At 75.3% G+C, this 16,518-nt stretch carries 16 protein-coding genes and 1 riboswitch; of the genes, 5 read left to right on the forward strand and 11 right to left on the reverse strand.

Annotated features, from left to right (window positions below):
* Window positions 1–37: 37 nt before the first annotated feature.
* The 9 genes from ACIQWA_RS28425 to ACIQWA_RS28465 all read right to left on the reverse strand — a co-directional run bounded on the left by ACIQWA_RS28425 (window position 38) and on the right by ACIQWA_RS28465 (window position 10,133).
* Entirely contained in the window at window positions 38–664 is a 627-nt protein-coding gene (locus ACIQWA_RS28425) for an ATP/GTP-binding protein (protein WP_360237935.1), read from the reverse strand.
* Complete coding sequence (locus ACIQWA_RS28430; RefSeq protein ID WP_360237937.1) at window positions 642–1,007, reverse strand: DUF742 domain-containing protein; 366 nt, start codon at window positions 1,005–1,007, stop codon at window positions 642–644. The genes ACIQWA_RS28425 and ACIQWA_RS28430 overlap by 23 nt, the downstream gene beginning before the upstream one ends.
* Window positions 1,004–1,417 carry a roadblock/LC7 domain-containing protein gene (locus ACIQWA_RS28435; RefSeq protein ID WP_402487351.1) on the reverse strand — a complete coding sequence of 138 codons (414 nt, stop codon included), beginning with the start codon at window positions 1,415–1,417 and terminating at the stop codon, window positions 1,004–1,006. Before ACIQWA_RS28435 ends, ACIQWA_RS28430 begins: the two co-directional genes overlap by 4 nt.
* A gap of 102 nt (window positions 1,418–1,519) precedes the next feature.
* The gene (locus ACIQWA_RS28440; RefSeq protein ID WP_402487397.1) at window positions 1,520–2,746 is read right to left on the reverse strand and encodes a sensor histidine kinase; all 1,227 of its coding nucleotides are present in this window, start codon (window positions 2,744–2,746) and stop codon (window positions 1,520–1,522) included.
* A gap of 308 nt (window positions 2,747–3,054) precedes the next feature.
* Entirely contained in the window at window positions 3,055–5,397 is a 2,343-nt protein-coding gene (locus ACIQWA_RS28445; protein ID WP_402487353.1) for a SpoIIE family protein phosphatase, read from the reverse strand.
* Window positions 5,398–5,449: 52 nt separating this feature from the next.
* On the reverse strand, window positions 5,450–6,562 hold the full coding sequence (locus tag ACIQWA_RS28450; protein ID WP_402487355.1) for a PP2C family protein-serine/threonine phosphatase: 1,113 nt from the start codon (window positions 6,560–6,562) through the stop codon (window positions 5,450–5,452).
* Window positions 6,563–8,307: 1,745 nt separating this feature from the next.
* The gene (locus tag ACIQWA_RS28455; RefSeq protein WP_402487357.1) at window positions 8,308–8,886 is read right to left on the reverse strand and encodes a TetR/AcrR family transcriptional regulator; all 579 of its coding nucleotides are present in this window, start codon (window positions 8,884–8,886) and stop codon (window positions 8,308–8,310) included.
* A gap of 29 nt (window positions 8,887–8,915) precedes the next feature.
* Window positions 8,916–9,740 carry an alpha/beta fold hydrolase gene (locus tag ACIQWA_RS28460; RefSeq protein ID WP_402487359.1) on the reverse strand — a complete coding sequence of 275 codons (825 nt, stop codon included), beginning with the start codon at window positions 9,738–9,740 and terminating at the stop codon, window positions 8,916–8,918.
* Window positions 9,741–9,842: 102 nt separating this feature from the next.
* The gene (locus tag ACIQWA_RS28465; protein WP_402487361.1) at window positions 9,843–10,133 is read right to left on the reverse strand and encodes a YiaA/YiaB family inner membrane protein; all 291 of its coding nucleotides are present in this window, start codon (window positions 10,131–10,133) and stop codon (window positions 9,843–9,845) included.
* A gap of 196 nt (window positions 10,134–10,329) precedes the next feature.
* A riboswitch (cyclic di-AMP (ydaO/yuaA leader) is annotated at window positions 10,330–10,488 on the forward strand.
* A 12-nt stretch (window positions 10,489–10,500) separates the two neighbouring features.
* On the opposite strand from ACIQWA_RS28465, the gene ACIQWA_RS28470 reads away from it, so the two are divergent.
* A complete protein-coding gene (locus ACIQWA_RS28470; protein ID WP_402487362.1) occupies window positions 10,501–11,367 on the forward strand; it encodes a M23 family metallopeptidase in 867 nt (288 codons plus the stop codon).
* A 55-nt stretch (window positions 11,368–11,422) separates the two neighbouring features.
* Here the strand turns inward: ACIQWA_RS28470 and ACIQWA_RS28475 are convergent, their stop codons facing one another.
* A complete protein-coding gene (locus ACIQWA_RS28475; protein WP_402487365.1) occupies window positions 11,423–12,340 on the reverse strand; it encodes a hypothetical protein in 918 nt (305 codons plus the stop codon).
* 42 nt (window positions 12,341–12,382) lie between these two features.
* Here ACIQWA_RS28475 and ACIQWA_RS28480 point away from each other — a divergent pair, with 42 nt between their 5' ends.
* The 4 genes from ACIQWA_RS28480 to ACIQWA_RS28495 all read left to right on the forward strand — a co-directional run bounded on the left by ACIQWA_RS28480 (window position 12,383) and on the right by ACIQWA_RS28495 (window position 15,214).
* Window positions 12,383–12,970 (forward strand): GNAT family N-acetyltransferase, encoded by a 588-nt coding sequence (locus tag ACIQWA_RS28480; RefSeq protein WP_402487367.1) that lies wholly within the window; start codon window positions 12,383–12,385, stop codon window positions 12,968–12,970.
* Between the two features lie 113 nt (window positions 12,971–13,083).
* Window positions 13,084–13,827, forward strand: a complete 744-nt coding sequence (locus ACIQWA_RS28485) for a sensor domain-containing protein (protein ID WP_402487369.1) — start codon at window positions 13,084–13,086, stop codon at window positions 13,825–13,827.
* A 148-nt stretch (window positions 13,828–13,975) separates the two neighbouring features.
* The gene (locus tag ACIQWA_RS28490) at window positions 13,976–14,731 is read left to right on the forward strand and encodes a hypothetical protein (RefSeq protein WP_402487371.1); all 756 of its coding nucleotides are present in this window, start codon (window positions 13,976–13,978) and stop codon (window positions 14,729–14,731) included.
* Between the two features lie 36 nt (window positions 14,732–14,767).
* Window positions 14,768–15,214 (forward strand): GNAT family N-acetyltransferase, encoded by a 447-nt coding sequence (locus ACIQWA_RS28495; RefSeq protein ID WP_360237961.1) that lies wholly within the window; start codon window positions 14,768–14,770, stop codon window positions 15,212–15,214.
* Here the strand turns inward: ACIQWA_RS28495 and ACIQWA_RS28500 are convergent.
* Entirely contained in the window at window positions 15,211–16,407 is a 1,197-nt protein-coding gene (locus ACIQWA_RS28500) for a hypothetical protein (RefSeq protein ID WP_402487373.1), read from the reverse strand. The two genes, ACIQWA_RS28495 and ACIQWA_RS28500, sit on opposite strands and share 4 nt — an antisense overlap.
* Between the last annotated feature and the right edge of the window lie 111 nt (window positions 16,408–16,518).

The following is a 16,518-nucleotide window of genomic DNA, read 5'->3' on the forward strand; positions in this document are numbered from 1 at the left end:
ACCGGGCAGCCCGAGGACCGCGGGGGCTCGGGGGCGGTCACGGCTGGAGCTCCAGCAGCGAGCTGCGGTGCAGGTGGTCGACGAAGTCGATCAGCAGGTCGTAGGACTGCCGCCGGTCCCGGGCGTCGCAGTACAGGATCGGCACCTCGGGCAGCACGTCCAGCGCGGAGCGCAGCTCCTCCTCCGGGTAACTCGGCGTGTCCGGGAAGGTGTTGACGGCCACCGCGAAGGGGATGCGCTGCTCCTCCAACCGGCCGAGCACGTCGAAGGCCTCGTCCGGCCGGCGCAGGTCGACCATCGCGATGGCGCCGAGCGCGCCACGCGACAGGTCGTCCCACAGCGGCCAGAAGCGCTGCTGCCCCGGCGTACCGAACAGGTACAGCGCGAGCCGGGAGTTGAGCGTGATCCGGCCGAAGTCCAGCGCGACCGTGGTGGTGGTCTTGCCGCTGCGCCCGGTGAGGTCGTCCACGCCGCTGCTGGCGGCGGTCATGGTCTCCTCGGTGCGCAGCGGGGTGATCTCGCTGAGCGAGCCGACCAGGGTGGTCTTGCCGACCCCGAACGGGCCGGTGACCAGGATCTTCACCGCGCCCTGCACCGTGGACGGCAGGTACTGCGGTCCGGCCGGCGCGTCGGTGGGGGCTTCAGCGGAGTTGGCGGAGGCCAACGAGCACCTCTTCCAGGAGGGTTGTGGGCAGGCGTTCGGCCTGCGGGACGGGCGGGAGCACCTGCACGGCGCCGAGGTCCCAGAGGTCGCCGACCAGCACCTTGACGACGCCGAGCGGCAGCCCCAGGTGGGCCGCCACCTCGGCGACGGACAGCAGGCTGTGGCAGAGCCCGAGGATGCGCCGGTGCTCCCGGTTGAGCAGGGCGTGCTCGGGCAGTTCCGGGGGATCGGCCGGCCCTAACGGCCCGGGCAGGGCGCTGACCAGGCTCTCGATCGCCAGGTCGGCGCGGGTGGGGCGGCTGCGCCCACCGGTGATGACGTAGGGCCGGACCGGCCCGTTCACCGGTGGCCCCCCGCCGCGTGATCGACGCGCGGCGGGCTGGTGAGGTGGGCGCCGATCCGTTCGACCAGGACCTGCATCTGGTAGGCGACCAGCCCGGCGTCGACCGCCTCGCTGGTGACCACGGCCAGGTGGGCGCCGGCCCCGGCGGCGACGATGAACAGGTAGCCGCCGCCGTACTCGATGATGATCTGGCGGGTGGCGCTGCCGGGGCCGCCGAAGCCCGTCGCGACGCCGCGGGCCAGCGACTGGAGCCCGGAGCAGGCGGCGGCGAGCCGTTCGGCGTCCTCCCGGGCGATGTCGGCGCTGCGGCCGATCTCCAGGCCGTCGTTGGAGACGACGACGGCGTGCTGGACCTGGGGGACGGCGATGATGTCGGCGAGCAGCCAGCCGAGATCGGGGGTGGTGGTCATGGAACTCTCCGGGGCGATGGGGAAGTCGGGGGAGGTCGGGGGAGCGGGGCGGGTTCAGTGCGGGGCGGGTTCAGGGCGGGGCGGGTTCAGGGCGGGCCGGGTTCAGTGCGGGCCGGGCGGGCCCTGGGCCCGGGTGCGGGCCGCCGACCGGCCGCTGGCCGTGCCGGCCTGGAACATCGCCATGAACGCCTGGGCGTCCCGGGCCGAGCGGTACGGCGGCTCGGGCGGGGGCGGGGGAGCGGCGTGCTGGGCGGGCCGGTTCGCGCGGTCGCGCCGGTGGCTCCGGCGGGGCAGCGGCGGAGGGGAGTCGGGCGCCGGGGCCCGGCCGGCGGGCGGGGTCTCCACCAGCGGGTGGGCGGCGCCGGGGTGGTCGGGGCCGACGGCCGGCCGGGGGTCGGGGGTGAACGCCCGGTCGTCCGGCCCGAGTCCGGGCACGGTGGGCGGCAGCGGCTCGGTGAGCAGGGCGTTCGGCAGCAGCACGACCACCCGCACGCCGCCGTACGGGGAGGGCGCCGAGCTGAGGGTGACCCGGAACCCGTAGCTCTCGGCGAGCCGGCCGACGGCGGCCAGCCCCAGCTGCGGCACCTCGCCGAGCCGGGAGACCTCCAGGCTGCTGCCCCCGGCGAGGGCGGCGGCGGCCTTGGCGACGGCCTGTTCCGGCATGCCGACGCCGCCGTCGTCGATCTCGATGACCGCGCCGTTGTGCACCGGCATCAGGGTGACGAACACCTGGGTGCTGGGCGGGGAGTAGCGGGTCGCGTTGTCCAGCAGTTCGGCGATGGCGTGGATCAGCGCCTCGGCGGCGGCGCCGACCACCGCGGTCTCGATCCGGCTGCGGACGACCACCCGCTGGAACGGCAGGATCCGCGACTGGGCGCCGCGCACCACGTCCTCCAGCGACACCGGCTCCGGCCAGTGCCGCCCGGCCCGGGCGCCGCACAGCACGGCCAGGGTCTGGGCCAGCCGGGCCTGTTGGGCGGCGGCGTGGTCGGCCTTGAGCAGGCCCTCCAGCAGCGCCGGGTCGTCGTGGGTACGCTCCATCTCGTCGAGCAGGGCCTGCTGGTCGTGGGCCATGACGAGGATCCGGCGGGCGACGCTGAGGAAGGCCCGCTGGCTGGAGGCGGTGAGTTCCTGCTCCTGCTGGACGGCGGCCAGGTCGGCGCCCCGGCGGGAGAGTTCGGCGGTCAGCTGCTCCTCGAGCCGGGCGAGTTCGCCCGCCAGCCGGTCGGCCCGGCCGCGCTGGGTGACGGACACGGCGCGGTACCGCGCGGCGGCCACGAGGGCGAGGACGGCGAGCACGCCGGTAGCCGTTGCGCACCACTGAGTCATCGTCACGCCGCGAATTCTAGGGCGATGATCCTACGAAGGTGTGAACGGATCTCGCCATGTGACCGGATCTCGTCAATATCGAGTCAATACGCCGCCGTTCCGGCGTCGTTCGACCCCGACCGCGGAGCCCTGACAAGCCGTCCGATCGTTCGTCCAGGGTCTTTTGACCTCCCTCGACGTGACGCGTGGTGGCCGGTTCGGGTCCCGGGATGTGTGGGGCCGGTGTGCACGGTGTCGCCGAACCGGCGGCATCCGGTGCAGGAGCGCGCCGTCAGGCGTCGGGCGCCATCCGGTGCAGGAGCGCGCGGTCAGGCGTCGGGCGGCATCCGGTGCAGGAGCAGCAGCGCCACGTCGTCCGGCCGGGAGCGGCGCTCGGTCACGTTCAGGGTGAGCAGGTCGGCCAGCCGCTCCAGCGCGGGGGCCGCGCCGATCCGCTCCGGGCCGGTCCGCCGGGCCCACAGCTCCAGCCCGCCGATCATCCGGTGCACCGACTCGTCGTAGTCCTCCTCGCGGTCCTCGACCAGCCCGTCCGTGTAGGCCAGCAGGGTCTCGCCGCCCGCCAAGCGGGCGGTGGCCAGCGGGTACGGCTGCCCCGGGTCCACGCCCAGCGGCGGGCCGCCCGGCAGCTCCAGCTCTACGGCCGTGCCGTCGGCGGCGATCCGCACCGGCGCCGGATGCCCGGCCCGGGCCGCGGTCAGGCCGCCGTCGGCCGGGTCCAGGGTCAGGTAGAGGCAGGTCGCGAACAGCTCGGTGTCCAGCTCGGACAGCAGCCGGCTGGTCCGGGCCAGGGTCGCCGCCGGGTCGTGACCGTCCGTGGCGTACGCCCGCAGGCCGCTGCGCAGCTGGCCCATCACGGCGGTCGCCTCGGCGTTGTGGCCCTGCACGTCGCCGATCACCAGCCCGATCCGGCCGTCCGGCAGTTTCAGCAGGTCGTACCAGTCGCCGCCGATCTGCATGCCCTCGGTGCTCGGCAGGTAGCGGGCGGCACTGGCGATCCCCGGCAGCCGGGGCAGGGTGCGCGGGAGCATCGCGCGCTGCAGCTCGCCGGCCCGGTGGTGGTGGGTGTCGTACAGCCGGGCCCGCTCCAGGGACTGCGCGAGGATGCCGGCGAAGGTCGAGTACAGGGTGCGGTCCGCGCGGCTGAACACGCGCTCGGTGGCGAAGGTGATCAGGCAGGAGCCGACCTGCCGGCCGGAGGCGACCAGCGGCAGCACCGCCCAGGCCGCCGGGGCGTCGGCCCCCACCGGCCCGGCGCCGGGCTCGCTGAACAGCGGGGCCGAGCGGGCCGGCGGCGAGGGCTGGCTCACCTGCTCGGAGACGGCCTGCTCGGAGACCGCGTGCTCTGAGCGGACCTGCTCGGAGCCGACCTGCTCGGAGCGGACCTGCTCGGAGAGGTCCGCCAGCCGGGTCAGCTCGGCCCGGCGCGGTCCGCCGTACCCGGTGTGCGAGACCGGCAGCAGCCGGCCCTCGTCCACCAGGTCCAGCACGATGCCGGCGGCGCCGAGGGCCGGGCGGGCCACGTCGGTGACGGCGGCCGTGACGTCCCGGACGGTCACCGCCCGGGACAGCGCCCGGGTCAGCGACAGCAGCAGCGCCGTCCGGGCCCCGGCCGGGTCGTGCGGCGGCTCGGCGTCCCGGGCCCGGCGGTGCTCCACGTCGGCGAGCAGCCCGGCCATCCGCACCGGGCGGCCGTGCACGTCCAGCATCACCTCGCCGGACTCCTCGACCCGCGCGACCTTCCCGCCCCGGCGCAGCAGCCGGTAGCCGATCCGGTAGCGGCCGCCGCTCGCCAGCGCCTCCGCCAGGGCCGCCTGCACGTCCGGCAGGTCCTCGGGGTGGACGATCCGCTCCAGCTCCGGGGCGGTCCCGTCCGGCTCGACGGGCCGGCCGGCCACCGCGAAGGCGGCCGCGTCCCAGTAGCTCTCCCCGGTGACCAGGTCGCGCTCGAAGGCGCCGTGCCCGGCGGCCCGCACCGCGAGCGACAGCAGCGGGCGGGCCGGGGCGGCGTCCGGCGCGGGCGCGAGCCGCTGCGCGGGCCGGTCGCCGGTGTGGCCTGCGGTGCGGTCGCCGGGGTGGTTTCCGGCGCGGTCGCCGGTGTGGTCGAGGGTGTGGTCCAGCAGGTGGTGCAGCCGGTGGGCGCAGGCCCCGGCGATCGTCTCCAGCACGTCCAGGTCGCGCCCCGGGACGGTGCCCCGGTGCGCCAGGGCGAGGGCCAGCACGCCGATCGACCGCTCGTCCACCACCAGCGGCAGGCTGACCACGGCGACCATCCCGGTGCCCAGCCCGGCGTTCCGGTTCGGGTAGTCGACGCTGGTGTGCTCCGGGCCGAGCAGGTACGGGCGGCGCAGCCGCAGCGCCATCGCGGCGGGCAGCTCGCCGGCCGGGTCGACCAGGCCGTAGCGCTCGTGCGCCCAGTCCGGCAGCCCGTGCGAGGCGGTCAGCCGGAGCATCCCGGCGGGGTCCAGCAGGTACAGCGCGGAGCCTTCGCCGGTGATCCAGTTCGGGCCCTCGGCGAGGACGGTGCCGAGCAGCTCGGCGGCGCTGGTGCAGCCGAGCAGCAGGCGCACGCAGCGCATCGGGCTGCGGGTGGCCGGGCCGCGGGCGGCCGGGCTGCCGGCCGGCGTCCGGCTCTCGTCCTCGGGGATGGGCACTAAATCTTCATACCCCATTTCCATAGCCGCGGCCGGAGTCCGGCCCGGAGCCTCATCCGGTCGCGGCCGTGCCCAGCCGTCGCACCAGCACCAGCGTCCGGTCGTCCGCCACGTCCTGCGCCACCGTGCGCACCAGCCGCCCCGCCGCACCCCGCACCAGCTGCTGCTGTGTCCGGTGGGTGCGCACCTCCGGCTCGGCCGCCGCCAGCAGCCGGCCCACCCCCTCGTCCAGGTCCCGGCCCGGCACCTCCACCAGGCCGTCGCTGAACAGCAGCAGCGAATCCCCGTGCGCCAGCCGCCCCGGCACCCCCGGGTACGGCGCCCCCGGCACCAGCCCCAGCGCCGGACCGCCGTGCTCCGACGGCACCCAGCCCGACCGGCGGCAGAACCGCACCGGCGGCGGATGGCCCGCGTTGAACAGGCGGTAGCGGCCCGTCGCCGGGTGCAGCGCCAGGTGCACGGCCGTGGCGAAGTCGTCCTCCCAGCCCATCCGTACCAGGTGGTCGTTGGCCGCCGGCAGGAACGCCTCCGGCGGCACCCGGCCCAGCAGCATCGCGAACGCCCCCGACAGGTGCGTCGACCGGGCCGCCGCCCGGGTGCCCTTGCCCGACACGTCCACCAGCACCACTTCCAGCAGGTCCTCCTCCGGCCGGTGGGCGCACAGCAGGAAGTCCCCGGAGAACGACGCGCCGCCCGCCGGGGCCAGCGCACTGTCGAAGTGCCAGTCCAGCAGCCGCTCCGGCAGCCGGGCCAGGGCCCGGTTGTGCTCCGCCAGCTCCAGCAGCATCGAATCGCCCTGGGTGCCGCGCAGCCCCAGCCGGTCCCGGAACCGGTTCGCGGTCAGCACCGTCGCCCCCGTCGCCGCCACCACCACCGTCACCCCCAGCCGCACCCCGTGCGGGTCCTGCACCACCGCCCCCAGCAGACCGCCCGCCAGCGCCGCGCACACCAGCACCCGCAACTGCCCGCGCCGCAGCACCAACCCGCCACCCACCACCGGCAGCACCAGCGCCGACGGCGGCCACCCGTACGGCAACAGGACCGGCAACACGCCCAGCACCGCCGTCACTCCGAGCAGCACCCCCAGCGCCACCCGCCCGGCCCGGACGTCCCCGTCCAGCAACCGGCCGTACCACCGCCGCACCCTCGCTATCAGTGCGGGCACCCGGGACCTCCGCGAAGGCGTGGGCGGTCCCCTGTCATGACCACCAGTCAGCCCGGCCACACTAACCCCTCCCCTCCCACCCCCCACCTCCCGCCCCGCAGCCCCGCCTGCTGCTGCGCCCCGCCCGTCCCCGCCAAGCCCGTTCCGGGCCCACGGTCACCAGAAGTCACCCCGCCCGACTCCTGACGCGCCCCCGAGCCCCGGCCCCCCGCCGAAGCCCCGCGCTCCCCCCGCCGCTGCTCCCGCGCAACAGGAAGCCGGCCAGCCCGACTTCCCGCGCACTTCCCGGCTTGCCCGCCCCCTCAGCACAGTGGCCGCCCGCCCGCGCCTGCCGCCCCGCAGCCCCTTCTTCTCCCCTGCCCGGTCTCCTTGCTGCTGCGCCCCGCCCGTCTCCGCCAAGCCCGTTCCGGACCTGCGGTCACCAAAAGTCGGCCCGCCCGACTTCTGACGCGCGCCCGAGCCCCGTTCGCCCGCGCCCAGTAGCCACCGCCCCCCGCCGAAGCCCCGTGCTCCCCCCGCCGCTCCCGCGCAACAGGAAGTCGGCCGGCCCGACTTCCCGCGCACTTCCCGGCTTGCCCGCCCCCTCAGCACGGTGGCCGCCCGTCCCCACCTGCCGCCGCCCCACAGCCCGTTCTCCGCTGCCCGGTCTGCGTGCTGCTGCGCTCCGGCCGTCTCCGCCAGGCCTGTTCCGGACCTGCGGTCACCAGAAGTCGGCCCGCCCGACTTCTGGTGCGCGCCCGAGTCCCGGCCGCCGATGCTGCTGCGTTTCCTTGCTGCGTTTCCTCGCCCCGACGGTTCGGGGCAGGTGGCCCGCTGACGCCAGAGGTCGGCCCGCCCGACTTCTGGTACGCCGCTTCTTACCGCAGCATCCCGGCCGCCCGCGCCGAGTAGGCGCCGCCCTCCGCCGTAGCCCCGTGCTTCCTCCGCCGTTTCCGCGTAACAGGAAGTCGGCCGGCCCGACTTCCCGCGCGCAGCCCCCGCCCGTGGGAGAGTCGGCCTCCTCGCGGAGGGGCCCCGCCGGATCTCGTCGATCGGTGGGGCCGCACTCTTTCAATGCCCCGGCTACCTCTGCCGGAAGGTTTCTTCTCGGTCTGCCTCGCACGAGAAGTCGATGGGGCCGACTTCTGGCGCGCTCACTGCCGCCGCCGCGTTCCTCCGAGGCCCGAGAGGCGCGGCTGGTCGCCCGGTGGCCTCTTTTTTCCCACGGGGTGCTGCGCGAGAAGTCGGCCGGGCCGACTTCCTGGGCACCTCCCGGCTTGCCCGCCCGCCGATGCCTGCCGCCCCGCAGCCCGTTCTCCTCTGCCTGGTCTGCGTGCTGCTGCGTTCCGGCCGTCTCCGCCAGGCCCGTTCTGGGCCTGCGGTCACCAGAAGTCGGTCCGCCCGACTTCTGACGCGCGCCCGCGCCCAGTAGGCGCCGCCACCCGCCGAGGCCCCGTAGCTCCGTGCTCCCTCCGCCGTTTCTGCGTATCAGGAAGTCGGCTGGGCCGACTTCCCTTGCAGAGGCGCCCGCCTGGTGGGGTCGTGCCTTTCCAGCGCCCCGGTTGCCCGCGCCGGAAGACCCCTTCTCAGCCTGCCTCGCGCCAGAAGTCGATGGGGCCGACTTCTGGCGCGCCCACCGGGCGCCCGGTGGCCCCTTTCTCACGGGGTGCTGCGCGGGTTTCGGCCAGGGTCTCTGCGGTGGGGGTACCTCCCGGCCGAAGGCTGGGGGAGCGTCGCGGGCCCCGGCCTGAGCCGCGGGGCGCGGTCTAGGCGGTGGCCGTTCCGGGCCAGGTGTGGAGGGCGGTGGTGAGGGTGGTGATGAGGCGGTCGTGGGAGGTGGTGGGGTCCTCGGCGAGTTGGAAGGCGCCGGCGATGGAGAGGGAGGCGAAGCCGTGGGCGAGCGAGCGGACGGTGCGGGCGGCGTGGATGGCTTCGGGGCCGTCGAGGCCGTAGCCGCGGAGGACGGCGACGATGACGCCGACGAGCCGGGTGGCGGCGCGGGTGAGGTCGTCGTCGGGCTGGGGGGCCTGGGGGAGGGCGGCGTAGCGGTGGGGGTGTGCGGTGGCGTAGGCCTGGTAGGCGCGCAGGACGGCGGTGACGGCGTCGTCCCCGCTGCGGCCGACGGCGGCGTCCGCGAGCCGGTCGGCGAGCTCCTCGGTGACCCGGACCGCGATGAGGCGCCGCAACTCGCCGAGTCCGCCGCTGACGTGCTTGTACAGCGAGGGGGTGGCGACGCCGGCCCGGGTGGCGACGGAGGCGAGGGTGAGGGCTTCACCGCCCTGGTCGTCGATGAGGGCGAGGGCGTGGTCGACGACCTGGTCGGGGGTCAGTCCTACGCGGGGCATGGCTTGGTTCTCTCCGTACGGGCGGGGGTTCAGGCGAGTTCGGCGAGGAAGGGCAGCAGGGCGTCGGCGACGGCCTGCGGGTTGTCGGCCATCGGGTAGTGCCCGGACCCTTCGATCATCACCTTGCGGGCGCCGAGCTTCTCGGCCTGGAGGTCGGCGACGGCCTCGGGCTTCGGGAAGTCGGGGTCCTTGCTGCCCATGAGAACGAGGGCCGGGCAGCGGACGGCCGCGCACCAGCCGACGGGTGCGGAGTCGCCGGTGACGTGGCCGCGGGTGGCGGTCCGCCGGCCGGGGGTGCGCAGGGCGGCGACGAGCCCGTCGACGTAGCCGTCGAGGTCGGCGGGGCGGGGGCCGGGGTAGGCCATCTTGCGCAGGTAGAAGCCCCAGACGCCGGGCCACCGGACCATGGCGGCGCCCATGGCGACCATGACGCCCCGCATGAGGGCGTTGGACCGGTGTTCGACGAAGGCGTCGATCAGGGCGATCCCGGCGACCCGCTGGGGTGCGTCGCTGGCGACCTTGACGACCGTCGCCCCGGTGTAGGACTGCCCGACCAGGACGGCCCGTTCGATGCCGAGGTGGTCGAGCAGGGCGAGGACGTCGGTGGCGATGGCGGCGGGCCCGTAGTCGTCCCAGACGATCGAGGAGTCGCCGAAGCCGCGCAGGTCCATGGTGACGACCCGGTGGCCGGCGGCGGTGAGCAGCGGGTGCAGGTGCCGGTAGGCGTGGCGGGAGTCGAGCATCCCGGGGAGGAGGACGACGGGGGTGCCGTCGCCCTGCCGGGTGTCGTCGTACGCGAGGCGGCCGCCGGGGACGTCGAGGAACTGGGTGCTCGGGGTGCTGGTGCCGTTCATGGTGGGCCTCCGCCGGCTCGCTCGTTTCTGCCTGTAGCCATAAAGCTAAGGCTAATAGCCTTAGCCGTCAAGCGTCCGGCCGACGACGAGGGCGCTTCCCGTTCACGCCCCCTCGACCCGGAAGGGGTCGTGCTCGCTGAGCAGCTTCTCCAGCCGGGCCTGGTCGACCCGGGCGACGGTGTCCAAGGACTCCTGTCGGTCCCGGATCACCTTGGCCAGCGTGAACGAGGAGGTGACGGTGTAGAGGAGGCCGATCCCGAGGAAGGCCCGGGTCCAGCCGCCCACCGGCAGGTAGGCGATCCCGGCGGCGAGGGCGGTGCCGGAGAGGGCGAAGGAGAGGACGGCCTGGACGAAGTACGCGGCCGTGGTCCGTGACTGCATCGGTGCGCTCATGGCGCCAGGATGCGACGGGGCGGCCGGGTCGCACATGAGTAGGAGTACTCAGATGGGCCCGGTGGCTGAGGGGTCGTTCGTTGACGTCCGATCACCTGTTCCACAGTGGCCCCGGGCGGATGGCTTGGAATCAGAGCGTCCTAGGATTAACGTTTGATAACGCAGCGCGGTCGTCAACGCCGTACCCAGACGGCACCGTGCGCCGTCGCCTAATCCCGCCGACCGGCCTCCGGGCAGGTCAGGGAGCCGGGGAACCACGTTCCTTGGGGTGAATCGGCGGGGCTCCGGCCCGGCCGTAGGAGACCTTCCTGCTCCGAACCCGTCAGCTAACCCGGTAGGCGCGAAGGAAGGAAAGGAGCGCGCCTCCGTGGCGTCGACGCACACCCCGGCACACCCGGCCGGCCCCGCAGCCGGTACCCAGCTCCTCGACCACCCCGGCCCGCACGGTGCCGAGCCCCGCGACGGCGGGTCCGCCGGACCGGCCGAGCCGTTCGCCCCGGAGGCCGAGGCCAACCGCCACCGGATGCCGCGTCAGGCCCGCGGGGCCTCCCCGCTGCTCGGCGTCACCGCCGTCGCCGCGACCCTGGGCGCCACCGGCTTCGCCTCCGCGACCCCGGCCGCCGCACCCGCCGTCGAGGCCCCGGACGAGACGCCCGTCGCCCTGGCCGCCGACCCCGGCCTCGCGCTCGCCGCCCGGATCCAGCAGCAGGCCGACAGCCAGCGCACCGCCGCCGAGGAGGGTGCCCGGGTCCAGGCCGCCCAGGAGGCCGAGGCCAAGGCCGCCGCCAAGGAGGCGGAGGCCAAGCGCGCCGCCGAGGAGGCCGAGCGGGCCAAGGCCGCCGCCCTCACCCTGCCGGTGAAGGACTACAACCTCTCCGCCCACTACGGCCAGAGCGCCCGCTACTGGGCCCACCTGCACACCGGCCTGGACTTCGCCGCCGACACCGGCACCGCGGTCTACGCCGTCGGCCAGGGCACCGTCACCTCGGCCGGCTGGTCCGGCTCGTACGGCTACCGGATCGTCGAGACCCTGCCCGACGGCACCGAGATCTGGTACTGCCACCTCTCCTCGATCATCAAGGGCTCCGGCAAGGTCACCGCCGGCCAGCAGATCGGCAAGGTCGGCGCGACCGGCAACGTCACCGGCCCGCACCTGCACCTGGAGGTCCGCCCCGGCGGCGGCGCCCCGGTCGACCCGGAGACCTGGCTCCAGCAGCGCGGCCTCACCCCGTAGGACCGATGACGCGGCAGGGCCCCGGGCGGCGCGCCCGGGGCCCTGCCGCGTCAGCTCACTCCTGCTCGTCCTGCTCGTCCTGCTCCTCCAGCTCCTCCTGCTCGTCCGCGGGCAGCTGCGCCAGGTAGGCGTCGATCTCGGCCGCCCCCGGCTCCGGCGCGAGCTCCGGGAACTCCTCCACCAGTAGCCGCGGCAGCCCGGGCACCGTCCACTCGCCGAGCAGGTCGAGCGCCGCCTCGGCCGCCGCCGCCTCGAACTCCTCGAAGCCACCGGCCAGTTCGTCCGGCATCGGGCGCCCCAGCGCGTTCAGCTCGGCCAGGTTGCGGTAGCTGCGCCGCATCAGGCCCTGCTCCAGCAGCAGCCGCGCGCCGTCGGTGGCCATGCCGACGGACAGCACCCGGCCCGGCCCCCAGCCCTGCTCGTCCGGGTCGTCCAGCCAGCCGGTCGGCGTCAGCGCCTCGTACCCGGCCAGCCGCTGCTCCTCGTCGAGCGCCGCGAAGCCGGCCAGCCAGTCCCGGACGGTCGCCGGATCTGTCACGTCCACCCCGTGCGCGTGCAGCAGCACCGCGTACAGCCGGGGCCAGGTCACCAGGTCGGCGCGGCGCAGCAGCCCGGCCGCGACCTCACCCTGCCACTCGGCCTCGGCGTGCAGCCGCTCCTGGCGCTTGGCGTTGAGCCGCTTCGCCGCCCGCTGGTGGTCGACCAGCAGCCGTACGGCCTCGCCGTACGCGAGCGGGTCCTGCTCCGGCGCGGGTTGGACGTAGAGGTGGAGCCGTTCGTACAGCAGGTGCTCCACCTCGTCGGAGGTGAGTTCGGGCCAGCCGTCGTGCATCCTGCCCCCGCCCAGCTCCAGCAGCGCCAGCACCGCGCGCAGCGGCGCTTCGGCCACCGGCGCGCGGTCCTGGCCGGCCGCCCAGGCGAGCAGGTCGGCGGCCCTGGTGCGCGGGGCGAGCCGCAGGTCTTCGTCGTTCATGTTCCGAACGGTAGCCGCCGGACGCCGGTAGGGTCGGCAGCCATGGTCCCCGTACGCCTCGCCGGCCCCAGGCTCGCCCTCCGCGAGTACCGCCACACCCCGGAGGAGGTGGACGCGCTGCACGCGCTGTACGGCGATCCGGAGGTGACCCGCTACCTCCCCTTCGAGCCGCGCGACCGCGAGACCTGCGCCGACCAGCTCGAGCTCTACCTGGAGGAGGCGATGGCCGAGGAGCGGGGCGTCTACCGGCTCGCCGTCGTCCGGCGCGAGGACGCCGAGGACCCGGAGGACGCGCTGCCGATCGCGCACGCCAGCCTCACCCTCGGCAAGTACCGTTCCGCCCACCTCGGTTACGTGCTGAGCCGCCCGGTGTGGGGCCGCGGCTACGCGGGCGAGATCGCCGGACTGCTCTGCGAGCTCTCCTTCGGGGCGCTCGGCCTGCACCGGCTGGCCGCCCGGGTCGACGTCGAGAACGAGGCCTCGGCCAAGGTGCTCACCCGGCTCGGCTTCCGGCTGGAGGGGCGCGTCCGGCACGACCTGTACAAGGGCGGCGCCTGGCGCGACTCGTACCGGTACGCACTGCTCGCCGACGAGTGGTCCGGCCCGGCCGGCCCACCGCAGGGGGGATAACCCCACCCCCGATCCGCCGGTCGGCCGGATGTTTGCCGGGCCGCGCCCCGGCCAGACTGGACCACGTCAGCAAGTACGGAAGACCAGGACTACGAGGGGCCGGGGACCGGGAAATGAGCAGCAGCGGCAGCACGCTGGGTCAGGGATGGGACGCCCCGGGCGGTTACGGCGACGACGGGGCCCGCCCGGCCAGGGCCCACCGCACCGAGGAGCCGCCCGGCTTCTGGCGGGCGCCGTTCTCCGGGCACTACTACCGCGAGGTCGGCTACGCGCTCATCGGGCTGCCGATCGCGATCGTCGGCTTCGTCCTCGCGATCGTTCTGTTCAGCCTCGGCGTCGGCACCTTCGTCACCGTCCTCGGCCTGCCGGTGCTGGCCGCCCTGACCAGCACCGCCCGGGGCTTCGGCCGGGCGGAGCGGGCCCGGGTGCGCGGGATGCTCGCCCTGGACGTGCCCGGCCCGGCGCCGGTGCGCCAGGTCCGCCCGGGCGGCTGGGGCTCGGTCACCGCGCGGCTGGCCGACGGGGCGGGCTGGAAGGCCGTGCTGTACCAGGTGGTGATGTTCCCCTGGGCGGTGTTCAGCTTCTGCCTCACGCTGACGTTCCTGCTGCTCGGCTGGGCGATGGCGCTCTACCCGCTCTACCACTGGGTCTTCCCGCGCTACACCCCCTGGCGCGGGTACCAGCTGTTCGACTTCACCGACAGCCACCACGTCCGGCACGTCTACTACGTGGAGGGCACCTGGCAGATCGCCGCGTTCTCGGCGATCGGGGTGCTGCTGATCTTCCTCACCGCGCGGCTGGTCCGCGGTCTGACCAACGTCAACCGGGCCGCCGCCCGGGGGCTGCTCGGCCGCTGAGGCCCGGCCCCGCGCCCTCCCACGTACTCCCGCACCTCCCACGTACGCCCGCCCCTGCGCCGCCCCCGCCCCTGCGCCGCTCCCGCCCCGCCCGTGCTCCGGACGCGCTCCGGATGCGGGTGGGGCGGGCCCGTGTTCGGATGACCGGGTGGCGACCGCCCCCACCCCCGTGCCCGCGCCGGACGTCCTGGTCACCTCCCGCCCGCTGGACGAGTACTGCGCCCTGTTCGGCCTGACCCGCGCCCGGCTCGCCGCCCTGCCCGGCCCGCTGCTGGACTGCCCGGGCGGTGCGTCCGGCCTGGCCGCCGAGGCGCGCGAGCTGGGCTGCCGGGTGATCGCCGTCGACCCGGCGTACGCGCTGCCGCCGCCCGAGCTGGCCGCCAGGGCCCTGGCCGCCCGGGCGTCGATGGCCAGCGCGATGGCCGCCCGCCCACAGCTGTACCCCTCGCCCCGCCCGCGCGGCCCCGCCCGCCCGGAGCGCTACCTGCGCAGCTGGGACCGCGCCCGTCGGCTGTTCGCCGCCGACTCGGCCGCCCACCCGCAGTGCTACCTGGCCGCCGCGCTGCCCCGGCTGCCCTTCGCGGACGGCGCCTTCGCGCTCACCCTGAGCGGCTACCTGATCTTCGCCTACCCCGAACTGTTCGGCCCGGAGCGGCAGCTGGCCGCGTTGGCCGAGCTGGTCCGGGTGACGGCCGCGGACGGGGAGGTGCGGGTCCAGCCGCTGCACGACGGCCGGGGCCGCCGCTGCGGCCACCTCGACCGGCTGCGGTACGCGCTCGGCGAGCGCCGGATCGCCAGCGAGGTCCGCCGGGTGCCGCGCGAGGACGGCCGCACCCGCAGGATCCTGGTGCTCCGGGCCGCCGGCGGGGGACCACGGGGGCCCGCACCGGCACACCCTCTGTAATGGTCACTGGGCGGGTCTGCCCCTATACTCGCCCACATGAGCGAGACCACGATCCGGCCCGCCCAGCCCGCCGACGCCGACCGGCTCACCGCACTGATCCAGGCCTCCGCCGCCTACCGCGGCGACTACTTCGCGATGATCGACGGCTATGCCGTGCGGCCCGACTACATCGAGCGCCACGAGGTGCGGATGGCCGTGGACCGCACCGACGACCGGCTGCTCGGCTTCTACGGGCTGATCCACGAACCGGCCGAACTGGACCTGATGTTCGTCGCCGACGACGCCCAAGGGCTGGGCATCGGACGGGCGTTGATCGCCGACATGCTCGACCGGGCCCGGGCCGCCGGGATCGCCGCGGTCAAGGTCGTCTCGCACCCGCCCGCCGAGGGCTTCTACCTCCAGATGGGCGCCGTGCGCACCGGCACCCGCCCGCCGCAGCCCAAGACCCCCTGGTCGCAGCCCGAACTGCGCTTCACCGTCTAGGGGTTCGCCGGCGGGTCGACAGCCGCGGGCCCGGACGCCCCTGGCCCGGATGCCGCCGGCCCGGATGCCGCAGGCCCGGATGCCACCGCTTCGGACGCCGCAGGCCCCGAGCCCTCCGCCGCGGCCCCCGTCGGCTGCGCCGGGACGAAGGCCACCGCCCGCAGCCGGGACAGTATCTTCTCCGCCAGCCAACTGCGGTCCGACCCGTACGGAATGCCCCGCGGGTCGACCAACTGCGCCGCCACCGCATCCCGCAGCCGCTGCGCCTCCGCTCCGGGCAGCCGGGAGAGCAGGCCCCGGGCGGCCAACAGCGCGTGGTACTGCTCGAACCCCGAGCGCGGGTGCTCGATCGCCTCCAGCACGCTCGGCAGGTCCGCCAGCGACGGATCGCCCTGCATCAGCGCGAGGGCCTGGATCCGGCGGCCCTCCGAACCGTCCGCGAACAGGGCCCGCACCTGGTCGGCGGTCAGCGCCGAGCGGGTCGCGGTCGACCGGACCTCCGCCACCACGCCGTCCGGCCCGGCGGGGGAGTTCGAGGACGGCGGCAACTGGGCTGCCAGCGCGGCGGGTTGCTCCGCGCTGCCACCGAGCAGCCCGAGCTGCTGCATCGCGCGTACCCGCAGGTCGTCGGCGCCCACCTTGTCGCCGCGCCGGTCGCGGTCCTGCCCGGCCAGGAAGAGGTCCAGCGCCTCGTCCGTCTCGGTCAGCACCCGGGGCAGCGCCAGCCTGGTCACCAGCCAGCCGGCCAGGAAGCCCAGCACCAGGAAGTAGAGCACCAGCGCGGCCGCGAACGGCACCGCGGCGTCCTCCCCGCCCAGCACGGGCGCCAGCGCCGTACCGAGCTGGTGCAGCCGTTCGCCGAGCGAGCCGAGCTGGGTCAGCCCGACGCCCAGCAGCACCTTGGTCAGCCAGTCGGAGACCTGCTCCAGATTGGTGTTGGGCGCGTACCAGCCCTGCGGCTCGCCGGAGCCGTTCTTCACCCGGGGCACCCCGAACAGGAAGCCCAGCGCGCCGCCGAGCACCGTCGAGGCACCGGCCACCACCAGGCCGCCGCCGAGCGCCTGCCAGGCCTGCGCCCGGCCGAGCGCGAACAGCAGCAGGCCGAGCAGGCCCGTGCCGGTCAGCACCCCGGCGGCCGTCCACTGCGCCGTCCGCAGTGCCGACCCGCCGGCCCGTCGCCGCGCCCTCGCCATCGCCCACCCCCTGTGTCCGCGCCGCTGCGCCCCGTCGTGGCCGAGGGCCCGCGCCGACTCTAGCGCCGCGGCCCCAGCACGGGAACGACCCGGGGGCGCCGCCGCTACGAC

The organism is Kitasatospora sp. NPDC098652 (assembly GCF_044760155.1).
GTDB lineage: Bacteria > Actinomycetota > Actinomycetes > Streptomycetales > Streptomycetaceae > Kitasatospora.

Excerpts from the sequence above, each read along its gene's own strand:
- ACIQWA_RS28460 (WP_402487359.1), bottom strand. The coding sequence starts at position 9,740 with ATGAACGGCACCAGCACCCCGAGCACCCAGTTCCTCGACGTCCCCGGC.
- ACIQWA_RS28440 (WP_402487397.1), bottom strand. The coding sequence starts at position 2,746 with ATGACTCAGTGGTGCGCAACGGCTACCGGCGTGCTCGCCGTCCTCGCC.
- ACIQWA_RS28480 (WP_402487367.1), top strand. The coding sequence starts at position 12,383 with ATGGTCCCCGTACGCCTCGCCGGCCCCAGGCTCGCCCTCCGCGAGTAC.
- ACIQWA_RS28435 (WP_402487351.1), bottom strand. The coding sequence starts at position 1,417 with ATGACCACCACCCCCGATCTCGGCTGGCTGCTCGCCGACATCATCGCC.
- ACIQWA_RS28485 (WP_402487369.1), top strand. The coding sequence starts at position 13,084 with ATGAGCAGCAGCGGCAGCACGCTGGGTCAGGGATGGGACGCCCCGGGC.
- ACIQWA_RS28495 (WP_360237961.1), top strand. The coding sequence starts at position 14,768 with ATGAGCGAGACCACGATCCGGCCCGCCCAGCCCGCCGACGCCGACCGG.
- ACIQWA_RS28455 (WP_402487357.1), bottom strand. The coding sequence starts at position 8,886 with ATGCCCCGCGTAGGACTGACCCCCGACCAGGTCGTCGACCACGCCCTC.
- ACIQWA_RS28475 (WP_402487365.1), bottom strand. The coding sequence starts at position 12,340 with ATGAACGACGAAGACCTGCGGCTCGCCCCGCGCACCAGGGCCGCCGAC.
- ACIQWA_RS28500 (WP_402487373.1), bottom strand. The coding sequence starts at position 16,407 with ATGGCGAGGGCGCGGCGACGGGCCGGCGGGTCGGCACTGCGGACGGCG.
- ACIQWA_RS28465 (WP_402487361.1), bottom strand. The coding sequence starts at position 10,133 with ATGAGCGCACCGATGCAGTCACGGACCACGGCCGCGTACTTCGTCCAG.